This window comes from Flavobacterium kochi (assembly GCF_048286715.1).
In the GTDB taxonomy this organism is placed as follows: domain Bacteria; phylum Bacteroidota; class Bacteroidia; order Flavobacteriales; family Flavobacteriaceae; genus Flavobacterium.
Genome location: NZ_JBLVPW010000010.1, coordinates 116,271 through 132,136 on the forward strand (window position 1 = coordinate 116,271; position 15,866 = coordinate 132,136).

The following is a 15,866-nucleotide window of genomic DNA, read 5'->3' on the forward strand; positions in this document are numbered from 1 at the left end:
ATAGATTTTTTTAGATAATAGACTTAAAAAAATAGAATGTCAATTGAAACCTTCTATTATCACATGTCTAATTTCTCAACGGTTTTCCTTTGGTTAGCATAAACTGAATTCTTTCCAATGTTTTTCTTTCGGTACAAAGCGACAAGAAAGCTTCCCGTTCTAAATCCAATAAATATTGTTCAGATACTAATGTGGGTTCCGATAAATCACCACCAGCCATAACATAGGCCAATTTGTTGGCAATTTTTTTGTCGTGTTCCGATATGTATTTTCCGGCTTGCATTTGGTCGGTTCCCACCAAGAACATTCCTAAAGCTTGCTTTCCTAGGACCTTTACATCATTTCTGCGAATTGGTTGAGTGTAACCCGCTTCTGCCATTAATAAAGCATGTTTTTTAGCTTCAGCAATCTGACGATCTTTGTTCACTACAATGCAATCTTTTCCTTGTTGTAAAAGACCAGTATCAAAAGCTTCATAACCAGAAGTGGATACTTTTGCCATTGCAATGGTTAAGAAATACTCTTGCAATACGTTCAGTTCTACATCATTTTTATGGAATAAATCAGATGCGCGTAATGTCATTTCTTTCGATCCGCCGCCGCCAGGAATTACTCCAACACCAAATTCTACCAATCCCATATACGTTTCGGCTGCAGCAACAACCTTATCCGCATGTAAACTCATTTCGCAACCACCGCCAAAAGTCATTCCGTGTGGTGCAACCACCACTGGAATTCCAGAATAGCGCACACGCATCATGGTATCTTGGAACATTTTGATAGCCATATTTAGCTCATCGTATTCTTGTTCCACTGCCATCATAAATATCATTCCGATATTGGCTCCAACAGAGAAATTCGCTGCTTGATTTCCAATAACCAATCCCTGACATTCCTTTTCAGATAAGTCGATTGCTTTATTAATGGCCGCCAGAACATCGCCACCAATCGTATTCATTTTAGACTGGAATTCTAAATTCAGAATACCGTCTCCTAAATCTTGTATAATTGCTCCACTGTTGCTCCACACTTTTTTACTTTCGCGAATGTTGTTCAGAATTATAAATGCGTCCTGACCCGGAACTTTAGTTTGTGATTTCGTTGGAATACCGTAACAAAAAGTGGCGCCTTCTTTTACAGAATAAAAAGTAGGACTACCAGAAGCCAACATGTCGTTTACCCAAGCTGCCGGTGTTAAACCTTCGGATTTCATGATTTCGATTCCTTTTTCGACACCAATGGCATCCCAAATTTCGAAAGGACCGTTTTCCCATCCAAAACCGGCTTTCATCGCATCGTCAATTTTGTATAATTCATCTGAGATTTCAGGAATTCTGTTCGAAACATAAGCAAACATTCCGGCAAAACTTTTTCTGTAGAATTCACCTGCTTTATCTGTTCCTTTAATCAAAACTTTGAAACGGTCAATTGGTTTATCAATCGTTTTTGTCAGTTCCAAAGTAGCAAAAGAAGCTTTTTTGGCCGGACGGTATTCTAAAGTGTCCAAATCCAGGGACAAAATATCCTTGTCTACTTTTTTATAGAAACCTTGACCTGTTTTACTTCCAAACCATTTGTTTTCCATCATCTTGTTGACGAAATCAGGAAGTTTGAATAAATTGTGCTGTTCGTCATTCGGGCAGTTTTCGTAAATTCCGTTGGCAACATGTACTAAAGTATCTAATCCAACAACGTCAACTGTTCTGAAAGTGGCTGATTTTGGTCTTCCAATAACCGGACCGGTCAATTTATCCACTTCTTCAATTGTTAATCCTAATTCTTTAACCAAATGAAATAGACTCTGAATACCGTAAATTCCAATTCGGTTTCCGATGAATGCCGGAGTGTCTTTGGCAACAACCGAAGTTTTGCCTAGGAATTTTTCTCCATATATAGTGAGAAAATCCAAAACTTCAATTGAAGTCTGCGGACCAGGTATGATTTCAAATAATTTTAAATAACGCGCAGGGTTGAAAAAGTGTGTGCCACAGAAATGTTTTTGAAAATCTTCACTTCTTCCTTCACTCATAAAGTGAATTGGAATTCCAGAAGTATTTGAAGTAACTAAAGTTCCCGGTTTTCTGAATTTTTCAATTTGTTCGAAAACTAATTTTTTGATGTCTAAACGTTCCACCACCACTTCAATAATCCAATCGACAGCAGCGATTTTCGCTATGTCGTCAGTTGTGTTTCCCGTAGTAATTCTACTGGCAAATTTGGAATTGTAAATAGGGGATGGTTTTGATTTTAAAGAATTGGCTAAATGCTCATTCACTAACCGGTTTCTGACGATTTTGCTTTCTAAAGTAAGACCTTTTTTAGCTTCTGCTTCGGTGAGTTCGGTCGGAACAATGTCCAAAAGTAAAACTTCAACTCCAATGTTGGCAAAATGGCAAGCAATTCCTGAACCCATTATTCCGGACCCAATTACTGCAACTTTTTTAATTGTGCGTTTCATTTTCTGTTTTTTCAGTTTGATTAAATATATTTTTGTCTTGAATTAATTCATTGATAGTTTCTGCCACTTCAATAAAATGTTGAAGTTTTTCCTCAGAGATATGCTTTCTTACTGTTTCATTGAATTTTAAAACAGTATTTTTTGATAATTCTCTTTTCTCTTTACCAAATTCTGTCAGATAAATCAAAACACCGCGACCATCATAAGGATTTTTCTTCCTGATAATCAATCCTTTATCTTCCATTGATTTTAAGGTTCTGGTAAGACTCGTGGCTTCCATTCCCATTTTTGGGCCCAGAGATGTGGAAGGAGTTCCTTTTTCTTTATCCATACTGAGCAATGCAAAACCTGTTGCCATGGTTGCACCGTATTTAGCTGCTTCTTCATTGTACATTCTTGAAACTGCTTGCCAAGTTGCTCTTAAAATGTAATCTATTGTTTTATCTTTCATATCTCTAACTATATCGATTTCAAATATAATAAAAAAAGTACTATGCACGCATAATAAGTTGATTATTTTTTTAAATTTTTGTCTAAACTAAAAAACTCCCCATAAAATGAGGAGTTTTTTAGCGAGATTTTATATTTTTATTTTAGTTTCCCATTAACAAGTGCGATAACTGCACCGGTTAATGCTGACATTACAACGCTGATTGCAATATCTAATGCCATGATCTGAATGTTGATATCTTGTGTTAATTTCATTGCATTGGCAAAAAAATCCACATAAAAAGCCGTAAATAATCCAATTATAGCACCGGCACCAAAACCAGTTAGCCAATTTGAAATCCCTGCCCATTTTGTAAAAATATAGGCTGTAAATAATCCAAAGGTAAGACACCCTAAAAAAATCATTACATAATTTTCATTACCATTTGAAGGAAATGCATCTTTAAATAGAATTCCATACAACAACCATCCCAAAAGGAAGTAGATTATACCGCCTACAATACCTGAAATCAAAAAGCTTTTCACATTCATAATGTTTGATTTTATTGGTTACTGCAATAAAGGTATTGAAAAATAACAAAACAAATGGTAAAGTGTTAAAAAACAATTGAATATGTAATTATTATTGCTCTAAACTAGTTGTAAATCTATTTGTTTTAAATATTTTTCGGGAAGTCTCTTTCGTGAAAACTGCGTGAAATCATTGTGCCAAGTCATGACTTTTTATCGGTATGCATTTTTATGATTAGATTATTGCCTTGTATTTTTATATATAATTATAATTATTGCCTTGTATTTTTGTAAAAAATGGCGAAATATTGCCTTGTATTTTTATAAAATGCTTATTTTTGTAAAAAAATAGAGTGATGTATATTTCTAGAAATGTTGATATTGAGTTGCTTAAATGGAAAAAAACGGATAAAAGAAAGCCTTTGCTTATACGTGGCGCGCGACAAATAGGCAAGACGTCTGCGATTAGACAATTAGGAAAGCAATTCAGACATTTTGTTGAAGTTAATTTTGATGAAAATCCAGAGTTTTCCCAGTTGTTCGAAACAGGTTTGTCGCCTGATGAAATTTGTCAGCAAATCGCCGTTATTAAAAACATTCCTATTGTAGAAAATGAAACCTTATTATTTTTGGATGAAATTCAAGCATCTCCAAAAGCAATAGGAGTTTTGCGTTATTTTTATGAAAAAAAGCCAAACTTGCATATTATTGCAGCTGTTTCGCTTTTGGAATTTACGTTGTCAGAGATTCCTTCTTTTGGTGTTGGCAGAATTCGTTCCGTTTTTATGTATCCATTTAGTTTTGAAGAATTCTTGATTGCTTTAGGCGAAAGCAGTTTGTTGGAAAGTATTACTAATGCATCGCCTTCCCATCCGTTACCGCAACTTATTCATCAAAAAGCCAATAGAATATTAAAAAAATTTTTGGTAATAGGTGGTATGCCGGAAGCCATAACGACTTATGTTGAAAACAATGATTTTCTAGCAGTTCAAAAGGTACTTGATGACCTTATTGTTTCTTATCAAACTGATTTTTCAAAATACAAACAAAAAGTACCTAGCTTACGAATTCAAGAAGTTTTTAGAACTGTGGTGCAACAAGTAGGTAATAAATTTTCTTATTCTTATTCGAATGCTACTTTAAATAACATTCAAATAAAAAAGGCGTTAGAGTTGTTGCAAATGTCGGGGCTTGTTTATTCAATTACACATTCCTCTTGCAATGGCATTCCCATTGGTGCTGAAATTAATCCTAAAAAAAGAAAATTTATTCTTTTGGATACTGGGATTTATCAAAGAATGTTAGGGTTAGATTTAGCAACTATTTTTATTGAGGATGATAGTGAGTTAATTAATAAAGGTGCTATTGCAGAATTATTTGTTGGATTAGAATTGATGAAAAATAGTTCAGAAAGTACTATTTCGGCCTTGTATTATTGGCATCGAGAATCAAAAAATAGTCACGCAGAAGTCGATTATACGATACAAAATGGGACAGCTATTATACCAATTGAAGTAAAAGCAGGAACAAAAGGGGCTATGCAAAGTTTGTACAAATTTTTGGAAGAGAAAAAAGCCAATTTTGGAATTAGAACATCATTAGAAAACTTTGGGATATTTGAAATAATTAGAATAATACCAATGTATGCAATCGGAATTGTTGTGAAAAATAAATTAGAACAAATTCGATAGCCATTCAAAACAGGTATATTTGATCTGCTTTGGAGTCATCCTAATATAAAGTATTTGATTTTTCTAAGATTTGAAAAATTAGTGACTGATTCATAGGGTTTAATAATTTACCCTTTCTTAAAATTCCCGCTATCTACATCTTTCAAAAACTGAATTACGCCCGAAAAATAGCTTTTGGGATCGTCATATTGTGACAGGTGGCTTCCGTTAGGGCAAAATATAAAGCGTCCGTTTTGTACTTCATTAGCAATCCATTTCATGTGTTCGGGATTCATCGTGTCGTATTTCGAACCAATACTAAGTGTAGGAACAGTAAGCGTTTTAAGCCTTGCTTTTACATCCCAGTTTTTCAATGAGGCATTTCCAGTGATACCAAATTCACTATGTCCCTGCATGAAAACATATACATCAGGATTGATGTGTTTGAAACATCTGTTGATGGATTCCGGCCATTCTTCCAGTGGTTTTCTTAAAATATGTTCCGTGTAATAGTATTTGAAAAGCAGTTCACTGTATTTTGGATTATCAAAGTCATTGTTTTTCTCAATATCCTGCAATTGCTTTAGGATTTTCGGATCCATTTGAGGCGCCAGAACTTCTTTTGCGTAGGCATTATATTCCGGAATGCTGGCCATCATATTGGATATAATCAAGCCTTTTAAATTCTTTTGGTATTTTAAGGCGTATTCCATTGCCAGGATTCCTCCCCAAGATTGTCCCATCAGGTAGAAATTGGAATTGTCCAGGCCCAAAGCAATACGTACTTGCTCGACTTCCTCAACAAAGCGTTCATTGGTCCATAAACTATTATCTTTCGGTTGGTCGCTGTAATAAGAACCCAATTGGTCGAAATAAATATATTCGATGCTTTCGTTAGGGAAATACCCGTCAAAACATTCATACAATTCATGCGTCAATCCAGGGCCGCCGTGAAGGAGCAACACTTTTATTTTGGGATTGTTTCCAACGGTTTTCGTCCAAACTTTGAATGTACCCTTTGGCGTTGTTATCGGAATCATTTTGATACCGCCAGTAAGCTGGTCGCCCCGTTTTGAAAAATCTAAATAATTTGCTTTTATAGCATCTTCTTTTGGCTTTTCCTGACAATTAGAAAAAAAGAGCAAAGGTATAACAACACAAATTAAGATTTTTAGTTTCATTTTTTATCAAGTATTAACCGTAGATTTTATGGTATAAATCGATATACTTTTCCATTACAATTTTTCGTTTCAGTTTTAGCGTAGGAGTCAGTTGTCCGCCTTCAATAGACCAAATATCCGGAGTAAGTTCAAAACGTTTGATTTTCTCCCAACTACCAAATTTTTCATTTAGGCTATCAATTTCTTCTTGAATTCGTGCAATTACTTTTTCGTTTGCACTAATTTCTTTATTACTTTTTCCAACATCGATTCCGTGAATAACACCCCATTCTTTAATGAATTCAAAACTCGGCTGAATGATTGCAGCAGGCATTTTTTGTCCGTCACCAATCACCATTATTTGTTCTATGAAACGCGATTGCTTCATTGTGTTTTCAATTAATTGTGGAGCAATATATTTTCCACCGGATGTTTTGAACATTTCTTTTTTACGATCCGTAATTTTCAAGAACCCGTCTTCATCAAATATTCCAATATCACCAGTGTGAAAATAACCGTTTGTAATTACTTCGCTGGTTAATTTTTCGTCTTTATAATACCCCATCATCACGTTAGGTCCTTTACAAAGAATTTCACCGTCTTCTGCAATGATTACTTCTACGTTATCAATTATTTTGCCCACGGTTCCCACTTTGAAACCGTGATTTCTTATGTCGTTAACTGAAATAACAGGAGAAGTCTCGGTCAACCCATAACCTTCCATTACCGGGATTTCCGCAGCAGCAAAAATTCGTGCTAATCTGGGCTGTAAAGCGGCGCTTCCGGAAACCATTAATTCCAAGTTGCCGCCTAAGCCTTCTTTCCATTTGCTGAAAATCAGTTTGCGTGCAATTTTGAGCTGCAACTCGTACCACAATCCGTTTTTTCCATACGGTTCATAGATTAATCCTAAATCAATTGCCCAAAAGAACAGCTTCTTTTTAATGCCGGTCAGTTCGGTACCTTTGGCATAGATTTTATCATATACTTTCTCTAGAAGCCTTGGAACTGCAGTAATTACCGTTGGTTTTACTTCCTTGAGATTATCACTGATTTTATCTATCGATTCTCCAAAATAGATCGAAACGCCATAATATTGGTATAAATACAAAATCATTCTTTCAAAAATATGACAAACAGGGAGGAAGCTCAGGGCGCGACTTTTTCCAGCTTCAAAAGGAATTCTTGAGGCACTGTCCAGTACATTTGACACAATATTTTTGTGTGAAAGCATTACACCTTTTGGTTTTCCTGTTGTCCCGGAAGTATAAATAATAGTGGCTAAATCGTCCGTTTTTACATTGCTTTTAAGCGCTTCCACGGCATCTTGGTTGCCTGGGTCTTCGCCAAGAATCAATAATTCATTCCAGTTTTTGCATCCTTCGATTTGGTTGAACGAATAGACTTTTTTAAGCGTTGGTACGTTATCTTTAATTAAATTTACTTTTCGAAGCACTTCCGTATCCGATACAAAACAATACATGGCACCAGAATGATTTAAGATATATTCATAATCATCTTCAGAAATGGTTGGATAAATAGGAACTGTCTGTGCCCCGGTTTGCAACACACCAATATCCATAATATTCCATTCGGTTCTGTTATTAGAAGAGATGATAGCAATTTTATCGTCTTTTTGAACTCCTAATCTTAGTAATGCTCTTGATACAGCATTGGCTTTGGTAATGTATTCCTGAGTTGAAGTTTTTACCCAAACCCCATTTTGCTTTGTTGTTAAAGCATCTGGAATTGAAGTATATTTATCTTGCTGATAATAGGGGAAATCAAAAAGTCTTGTTATAGAAGTCATTATTCTTAGGTTGAATTTTATCGCAAATTAAATAAAAATTTATGATAATTATTAGTTTAAAAAAATTAAATGGAAATAAAGCCAGAATTAGTTTGTTTAACGAAATTGTTTCTTAAAATTAAGTTTAATCCGTTGACTTTAAGCTAAAATGTCGTTGTCGGATCGATTTACTAATGTATTGATTATTCTATATAATCTTTACTTCTTTCTCCTAAGATGAACATTTTCTTCTTTTCAAAATGGATCGAAAAATGGGCGTTTGTCCAGCCTTCTTTGGCTTTCGTTTCTGGATTTTCCTCTTTGTTTTTATGCCAAAGCGAGTAAACGGCATAATTAAACCCTTTCTGGTATTTTGGAGTGCCGTCTTCAAAACATTCCATCCCCCAAACAATAGTTGCTTTTGATAAATCATCCAACTGAAAAATACCGGTCCCGTCTGGGTTTAATTGTACAATGGGTTCCGTTGCTCCTTCAGAAAGATAGGTTCCTGTTATAGGATAATTAATCTTTGTGGTAATATAATGGATTCCGTCTTTGGCTGTTATTTTTTCGACATTCTGGGCTTGGGTTGTTGTAACCAATGCGATCAATGCGATAATGAGTACGTTAACTAATTTTTTCATTTTGGCTAGTTTTGATTTTTGAAGAGTTAGAATTATTTCTGTTTTGGTTTTGGTCCCATATAAAAAGTTATTTTTGAACCATTGGTAATATCAGCATGCCTGATAAATAAACTGTTAAAAGGTTTTCCGTTCAACAGCACTTTTTGAACATAAACATTTTTATCATTTTGGTTGACCGCTTCCACAGTAAAGGTCTTTCCGTTTTCTAAGGTTAGGATTGCGTTGTTAATTATTGGAGATCCTAAGCTATATTGATCAGCTCCAGGAGCTACCGGATAAAATCCTAACGAAGAGAAAATGTACCACGCGCTCATTTGTCCGCAATCATCATTACCGCCCAGACCGTCGGGTGTAGGTTTGTACTGCATATTCAAAATTTTTCGCACTTGGAATTGGGTTTTCCAAGGCTGGTCAGTCCAATTGTAAAAATAAGCTACATGATGCGCTGGTTCATTGCCATGAACGTATCCGCCAATAATTCCTTCTCGGGTAATATCTTCTGTTTCTGCAAAAAAGGAATCGGGTAAATGCATGGAAAAAAGAGTATCTAAACGTGATGCAAAGGCTTCTTTTCCTCCCATTTGAGTCACTAATTGAGCAGGGGCTTGCGGCACAAAAAAACTGTAGTTCCAACTGTTGCCTTCTATAAAACCTTGTCCGTTGGTGCTTAAAGCATCAAACTCTTTTTTAAAGGTTCCGTCGGCTAATTTTGGTCGCATAAAACCGGTTGTTTTATCAAAACTATTTTTCCAATTTTCGGAGCGTTTTATAAATTTATTATATACCTCAGGGCGGTTTAGTTTCTTGGCTATTTGTGCAATACACCAATCGTCATAAGCGTATTCTAACGTATTTGAAACCGAGACGGCGCTTTTTTCGGCCGGAATATAACGCAAATCGATATAACTGCCAATGCCTTCGTAATTGCGATGATTTGCAGTAGTGATGCATGCTTCTAAAGCTTGATTTTCATCTCCATTATAAATACCTTTTATGATCACATCAGAAATTACAGAGACGCTGTGATAGCCACTCATGCACCAGTTATCATTCGAATAATGAGACCAAATCGGTAACATATGTAAGGCACTTTGATTGTAATGTGCCACCATGGATTTTACCATATCATTATTACGTGAAGGCTGAATTATGTTGAAAAATGGGTGTAATGCTCTGTATGTATCCCAAAGTGAGAAGGTGCTGTAATTAGTAAAGCCATCTGCTTGATGTATTCCCTGATCCAGCCCTTTGTATTGCCCGTTTACATCAGTGTAAGTAGTTGGGTTAATGAAAGTATGATACATTGCAGTGTAAAAATTCACTTTGATAGCATCTGAAGCAGTGACTGTGATTTTATTCAATTCTTTGTTCCAAATTGCCTGTGCTTGGTTTTTTACTTTTTCGAAATCCCAATCTTTAATTTCTGCCTGCATATTTTGTAATGCATTTTCTTGACTAACAGATGATAAAGAGAATTTTATTTTTATTTTTTCGACTTCATCTGTTTTGAAATCAAAATACATTCGTATTTTTTTTCCCGCTATTTCGGGAAAGTTTTTATTTTGGTCGAACTTGCCCCAAAATCCTCTATAAGGCTGCTTCCCATCGTAATTTTTTTGACCATATTGAGTGAAAGGTTTAGAAAATGACATGGCGAAATAAACGGTTCGTGTTCTTGCCCAGCCGTTTGTTTGTCTATAACCCGTAATCAAAGTGTCGTTAATAACTCTTACATAGGTCCAAACATCTTTTTCATCATAATTATAAATCCCTGCCATTAAATCTAAAATAATGTGACTTTCATCAGATTTTGGAAAGGTATACTGATGCATGCCAACTCGGGTTGTAGCAGTCATTTCCGCTAAAATGCCATCATCATCGAGTTTAACTTTATAATAACCGGCTTCGGCTTTTTCGTTAGCATGAGAAAAGGATGAGCGATATCCATTTTTTGGATTAGATGCGGTTCCTGGATTTAATTGTAACTTTCCTTGTGTGGGCATAATTAGAAAATCCCCAAGATCTGAATGTCCTGTTCCGCTGAGATGAGTATGGCTAAAACCTACAATAGTCTTGTCTTCATATTTGTAGCCTGCACAATACTTGTAGACTTCTCCATTGTATTTACCATTAAGTTCGTATGAAATAGTATCTGTTTCCGGGCTTAGTTGTACTGCTCCAAAAGGAACTGTCGCACCCGGATAAGTATGTCCCATTTTCTCGGTACCAATTATTGGATTTACATATTTAACTAAATTTTGTTGGGCATTACTAAAATGGAAACTGAAGAATAGCGCAAAAAGGAATGTTTTTTTCATCAAAAGAGTTTAAAACTTTAAAAAGTACAGTGTAGCTTGGTAAAAATGTAAAGGATGTAGTCAAATCTAGTTAAACGTAATTTTTTGAGCAAATAATAACACATAAAAAGGATGTAACGGCGTGTATGCTTTAAATCACTTTGATCGTTTGTACAATGGTAATGAAGTGTAACGGGACAGCGCTTCTGCGCCCAAGTCCCCTTCTTTACTAAATGTCCAAACAAACAATGCTTTCAAAGGATGGTCTTTACGTATGTTTTCAATTGCCTGTAGCGCCAGTTGCTTTGCGATTCCTTTTCTTCGATATTCTTCTAAAACCAGAGCGGAGCAAAGGTACAGTGCTTCATATTTGGTGTCTAATAGCGTTTGGTCAAACAGTTGTTTTTCTGAAATTTTATTGTCGAGAAACTGATTCATTAAATCCAGCGTGGTAGGAATTAGTAAAATCCAGGCCACAGGACCATTTCCATCATCGTATTGCGAAACTGTAGCAGGATGTATCTTCTTCAGCCTTTCTAATACCTCCTGATTTACATCAAGCTGGTCTGGGTCGTTTTTGACAGCAAAAACTTCGTCAGCCAGTTGTAACATTCGTTCAAAATTGCTTTTAGACATATAGTTAGAATAAAATTGCAGACGTTAATTTTGTACACTGACCAGAATTAGATTATTCCGGTTTTGTTTATCAGTGCCATTGTTTTGGTATTGATTAAAGCCCAAAGTTATAGTTTTTTATACAGCTAAGTTGTAAATTTGCAATAGAATACCCAATTATTATGCTTTCATTTTTGAACGGGAGTTTTTGAAAGTGATTGTGATTTTTGTCTTTTTACGAACTTTTTTACAAGCCACAAATCCTGGGATTAGCTGGAATAATGTAAAACGAGGATACAGATATATTGTTTTTGAAATTTATAAATTCTGTTTAATAGTATTGTTACTAGTTTGATAGGTTGGCACAATGGCATCAAGTACATAGGGGTTTTCCAACCTTCCGCCTATGACCAACGAAATGGTACACGAGTTTGATACCCATTAATTAGTATTGTAAAATGATAGTATTAAACAGAATTTTGTTTCCTGATATAAAGTCAGTGCGCATCAGTTATCCAAGTCCACTCATAAAAAAAGCGCTCCTTAGGAACGCTTTAATAATAGGAAATCAAAAACTAGATTTTATCCATCCATTTTCTGGCATTAACAAATGCTTCATGCCAAGGAGAAACTTCATCGTCCCGGTCTTTTGGATAATGTGCCCAGTTCCATTGGAACGTCGAACGCTCAATATGCGGCATCATAACCAAGTGACGTCCTGTTTTGTCGCAAAGCATCGCAACGTCAAAATGAGAACCGTTTGGATTAGCCGGATAGCCTTCGTAAGCATATTTAGAAACGATATTATAATTCTCTTCACCCATTGGTAAGTCAAATTTTCCTTCGCCATGCGAAACCCAAACTCCGAGTGTGCTTCCTGCTAATGAAGAAAGCATCACTGAATTGTTTTCCTGTACGGTTACCGACGTAAAAATACTTTCGTGTTTATTACTTTCGTTATGTAGCATTTTTCCGTGAACTTCATGCTCCGCATTAATCACTTCCAATTCCATAAACAATTGGCAACCATTACAGATTCCAACAGATAAAGTGTCGTCTCTTTTGAAGAAATTGTCTAAAGCTGTTTTTGCTTTTTCATTGTATAAAAATGCTCCCGCCCAACCTTTTGCAGATCCTAAAACATCAGAATTTGAGAATCCGCCAACAGCTCCGATAAACTGAATGTCTTCCAAAGTTTCACGACCTGAAATTAAATCGGTCATGTGAACGTCTTTTACATCAAAACCGGCTAAGTACATGGCGTTTGCCATTTCACGTTCGGAATTACTTCCTTTTTCACGGATAATAGCTGCTTTTGGACGAGGTTTAGAGTTGTCGATAACTGGTTTTTTCCCTGTAAAATGCGTTGGAAAAGAATAGCGTAAAGCTTGGTTTTTGTAATTGTCGAAACGTGCCTGAGCTGTTCCGTTTTTAGATTGTTTTTGGTCTAATAAGAATGACGTCTTAAACCAAATATCCCTGTATTTGGCAATGTCTAATTTACAAGGACCAAAGTCTAAAGTCGCTTCATTTGTGGCTGTTCCCAATTTATAAAAAGAAACATTATTTGCCTTTAATTTAGATTCAACTTCAGCATCCGATTTTGCTTGAAAAACAATTCCAATATTTTCTGCAAAAAGGTATTTGATGATGTCTTTTTCTTCGAAAACAGAGAAATCTATTTTAGCTCCTAAATTAACATCAGCAAAACACATTTCCAATAAAGTAGTAATCAATCCACCACTTCCAATATCGTGTCCTGCAAGGATATTAGTATCTATAATTAATTCTTGTATCGTATTGAAGGCACTTTTGAAAAATGCAGCGTCTTTAATCGTTGGTACTTCATTTCCAATAGTATTCAACGTTTGTGCAAACGAAGAGCCGCCTAATTTGAAATCATCTTGAGACAAATTGATATAATAAATAGAACCGCCATCTTTTTGTAAAACGGGTTCCACTACTTTTCTAATGTCAGTACAATTTCCACCTGCTGAAATAATCACTGTTCCTGGTGCGATTACTTCTTCATTTGGATATTTTTGTTTCATTGAAAGAGAATCTTTTCCTGTTGGAATATTGATTCCCAATTCGATTGCGAAATCGGAACAACCTTCTACAGCCGCATACAAACGAGCATCTTCACCTTCGTTTTTACAAGCCCACATCCAATTGGCCGAAAGGGAAATCCCATCCAGACCATCTTTAATAGGTGCCCAAACAATGTTAGACAATGCTTCTGCAATGGCAGTTCTGCTTCCTGCAACAGGATCAATTAATGCTGCAACAGGAGAGTGACCAATCGATGTTGCGATTCCTTCTTTTCCTAAATAATCCAAAGCCATCACACCACAATTGTTCAATGGCAACTGCAATGGACCGGCACATTGTTGCTTGGCAACTTTACCACCTACACAACGGTCCACTTTATTAGTCAGCCAGTCTTTACAAGCCACGGCTTCCAACTGAAGTACCTGCTCTAAATAAGTTGCGATGTTTTTTACCGAATAGTCTAAATCAGCGTAGTTTCTTTCGATTGTTTTGTCGGTCATTACCACTTTTGGAGAACTTCCAAAAAAGTCTTCCAAGGCAAAATCCATTGGTTTAGCACCTGTTGATTTTGATTCGAAAGTAAAACGGTGATCTCCAGTTACGTCACCCACCTGATACATTGGTGAACGCTCCCGGTCGGCAATTTTTTGCAATAAATCGATGTTTTCTTTACCGATAACCAATCCCATTCTTTCTTGGGATTCGTTGCCAATTATTTCTTTTGCCGAAAGGGTAGGGTCTCCCACAGGCAATTTATCTAAATCAATTAATCCACCGGTATCTTCCACTAATTCCGAAAGACAGTTTAAATGTCCGCCGGCTCCGTGATCGTGAATAGAAACAATTGGATTGATATCACTTTCTACCAAACCACGGATGGCATTGGCAGCACGTTTTTGCATTTCCGGGTTCGAACGTTGAATCGCATTTAATTCAATTCCTGAACTAAAAGCTCCGGTATCGGCAGAAGAAACTGCAGCTCCACCCATTCCGATTCTATAATTTTCCCCGCCAAGGATGACAATTTTATCACCTGTTTGTGGTTTTTTCTTAATTGCCTGATCTAATTTTCCGTAACCAATTCCACCCGCTTGCATAATTACTTTGTCGAAACCTAGTTTGCGAGCGTCTTCTTCGTGTTCGAAAGTCAGAATAGAGCCTGTAATTAAAGGTTGTCCAAATTTATTTCCAAAATCAGAAGCTCCGTTGGAAGCTTTGATCAAAATATCCATTGGGGTTTGATACAACCATTTTCGTTCGGTCATGCCATTTTCCCATGGTCTGTTTGCTGATAAACGAGAGTACGAAGTCATGTAAACTGCTGTTCCCGCCATTGGCAAAGAACCTTGTCCACCTGCTAAACGGTCACGAATTTCTCCACCAGAACCCGTTGCAGCTCCGTTGAAAGGCTCTACCGTTGTTGGGAAATTATGTGTTTCTGCTTTTAATGAAATTACCGAATCAAATTCTTTTACTTCATAAAAATCAGGTTTGTCTGCACTTTTTGGAGCAAATTGTTGTACCCGCGGTCCTTTTACAAAAGCAACGTTGTCTTTGTATGCCGAAACAATATCGTTAGGATTTTCTTGCGATGTTTTCTTGATTAATTTGAATAAAGAAGACTCTTTTTCTTCTCCATCAATTATAAAAGTTCCGTTGAAAATCTTGTGGCGACAGTGTTCTGAATTGGCTTGTGAGAAACCAAAAATTTCAGAATCTGTTAGTTTTCGTCCTAATTTAATCGCTAAATTATCCAAATACCCTACTTCTTCCGGACTCAAAGATAATCCTTCTTTTTTATTGTAGGCTGCAATATCTTCGATATCTAAAATAGCTTCCGGAAGTACGTTGATAGTGAAAATATCTTGATTTAACTCGGCGTATTTTTGCGAAAGCATCGGGTCAAAATCAGAAAAATCGGCTGTTGCTTTGTGAAATTCTTCAATTCGGATGATTCCGGAAATCCCCATGTTTTGGGTAATTTCCACTGCATTGGTGCTCCATGGCGTTATCATAGTGGCGCGAGGACCAACAAAAAAATCCGTCAAGACGGATTTTTCTATTTTATAGGAGTTGGCGAAAAGCCAGTTGAGTTTTGAAATGTCTTGAGCCGAAATTTCGTTTTGCGTTTGTACTGCAAAAACAGTTTTGCTTTGGTTTTCAAAGAAATGGATCATGTTTTTTAGTTTGTTGTATTGCGGTGCAAATTTAGTCAATTAAG

The 15,866-nt window shown here is 36.1% G+C and carries 10 protein-coding genes; 1 reads left to right on the top strand and 9 read right to left on the bottom strand.

The window, feature by feature from the left end; all coding sequences use genetic code 11:
* Window positions 1-67: 67 nt before the first annotated feature.
* From ACNQGH_RS10870 to ACNQGH_RS10880, 3 genes are all read right to left on the bottom strand, one after another.
* Window positions 68-2,458, bottom strand: coding sequence for a 3-hydroxyacyl-CoA dehydrogenase/enoyl-CoA hydratase family protein (locus ACNQGH_RS10870; RefSeq protein ID WP_417956032.1), 2,391 nt, complete (start codon window positions 2,456-2,458; stop codon window positions 68-70).
* On the bottom strand, window positions 2,442-2,909 hold the full coding sequence (locus ACNQGH_RS10875) for a MarR family winged helix-turn-helix transcriptional regulator (protein ID WP_417956033.1): 468 nt from the start codon (window positions 2,907-2,909) through the stop codon (window positions 2,442-2,444). The genes ACNQGH_RS10870 and ACNQGH_RS10875 overlap by 17 nt, the downstream gene beginning before the upstream one ends.
* Window positions 2,910-3,046: 137 nt before the next feature.
* Window positions 3,047-3,439, bottom strand: coding sequence for a hypothetical protein (locus ACNQGH_RS10880; RefSeq protein WP_417956034.1), 393 nt, complete (start codon window positions 3,437-3,439; stop codon window positions 3,047-3,049).
* A gap of 335 nt (window positions 3,440-3,774) precedes the next feature.
* Between ACNQGH_RS10880 and ACNQGH_RS10885 the strand changes: the two genes are divergently transcribed.
* Complete coding sequence (locus tag ACNQGH_RS10885; protein WP_417956035.1) at window positions 3,775-5,109, top strand: ATP-binding protein; 1,335 nt, start codon at window positions 3,775-3,777, stop codon at window positions 5,107-5,109.
* A gap of 107 nt (window positions 5,110-5,216) precedes the next feature.
* On the opposite strand, the gene ACNQGH_RS10890 is transcribed toward ACNQGH_RS10885, so the two are convergent.
* The 6 genes from ACNQGH_RS10890 to purL all read right to left on the bottom strand — a co-directional run bounded on the left by ACNQGH_RS10890 (window position 5,217) and on the right by purL (window position 15,822).
* Complete coding sequence (locus ACNQGH_RS10890) at window positions 5,217-6,269, bottom strand: proline iminopeptidase-family hydrolase (RefSeq protein WP_417956036.1); 1,053 nt, start codon at window positions 6,267-6,269, stop codon at window positions 5,217-5,219.
* 13 nt (window positions 6,270-6,282) lie between these two features.
* Complete coding sequence (locus ACNQGH_RS10895; protein WP_417956037.1) at window positions 6,283-8,058, bottom strand: AMP-dependent synthetase/ligase; 1,776 nt, start codon at window positions 8,056-8,058, stop codon at window positions 6,283-6,285.
* Window positions 8,059-8,240: 182 nt separating this feature from the next.
* Window positions 8,241-8,681: a hypothetical protein gene (locus ACNQGH_RS10900; RefSeq protein ID WP_417956038.1), complete on the bottom strand. Its 441-nt coding sequence runs from the start codon at window positions 8,679-8,681 to the stop codon at window positions 8,241-8,243.
* Window positions 8,682-8,713: 32 nt separating this feature from the next.
* Window positions 8,714-10,999 carry a GH92 family glycosyl hydrolase gene (locus ACNQGH_RS10905; protein ID WP_417956039.1) on the bottom strand — a complete coding sequence of 762 codons (2,286 nt, stop codon included), beginning with the start codon at window positions 10,997-10,999 and terminating at the stop codon, window positions 8,714-8,716.
* Window positions 11,000-11,134: 135 nt separating this feature from the next.
* Window positions 11,135-11,590: a GNAT family N-acetyltransferase gene (locus tag ACNQGH_RS10910; RefSeq protein ID WP_417956040.1), complete on the bottom strand. Its 456-nt coding sequence runs from the start codon at window positions 11,588-11,590 to the stop codon at window positions 11,135-11,137.
* A gap of 578 nt (window positions 11,591-12,168) precedes the next feature.
* The gene (purL, locus tag ACNQGH_RS10915) at window positions 12,169-15,822 is read right to left on the bottom strand and encodes a phosphoribosylformylglycinamidine synthase (RefSeq protein WP_417956079.1); all 3,654 of its coding nucleotides are present in this window, start codon (window positions 15,820-15,822) and stop codon (window positions 12,169-12,171) included.
* Window positions 15,823-15,866 lie beyond the last annotated feature (44 nt).

Bases quoted from the DNA above. Each gene is read 5' to 3' on its own strand.
- ACNQGH_RS10885 (WP_417956035.1), top strand. From the start codon at position 3,775: ATGTATATTTCTAGAAATGTTGATATTGAGTTGCTTAAATGGAAAAAA.
- ACNQGH_RS10870 (WP_417956032.1), bottom strand. From the start codon at position 2,458: ATGAAACGCACAATTAAAAAAGTTGCAGTAATTGGGTCCGGAATAATG.
- ACNQGH_RS10905 (WP_417956039.1), bottom strand. From the start codon at position 10,999: ATGAAAAAAACATTCCTTTTTGCGCTATTCTTCAGTTTCCATTTTAGT.
- ACNQGH_RS10890 (WP_417956036.1), bottom strand. From the start codon at position 6,269: ATGAAACTAAAAATCTTAATTTGTGTTGTTATACCTTTGCTCTTTTTT.
- ACNQGH_RS10880 (WP_417956034.1), bottom strand. From the start codon at position 3,439: ATGAATGTGAAAAGCTTTTTGATTTCAGGTATTGTAGGCGGTATAATC.
- ACNQGH_RS10895 (WP_417956037.1), bottom strand. From the start codon at position 8,058: ATGACTTCTATAACAAGACTTTTTGATTTCCCCTATTATCAGCAAGAT.
- ACNQGH_RS10910 (WP_417956040.1), bottom strand. From the start codon at position 11,590: ATGTTACAACTGGCTGACGAAGTTTTTGCTGTCAAAAACGACCCAGAC.
- purL (WP_417956079.1), bottom strand. From the start codon at position 15,822: ATGATCCATTTCTTTGAAAACCAAAGCAAAACTGTTTTTGCAGTACAA.
- ACNQGH_RS10900 (WP_417956038.1), bottom strand. From the start codon at position 8,681: ATGAAAAAATTAGTTAACGTACTCATTATCGCATTGATCGCATTGGTT.
- ACNQGH_RS10875 (WP_417956033.1), bottom strand. From the start codon at position 2,909: ATGAAAGATAAAACAATAGATTACATTTTAAGAGCAACTTGGCAAGCA.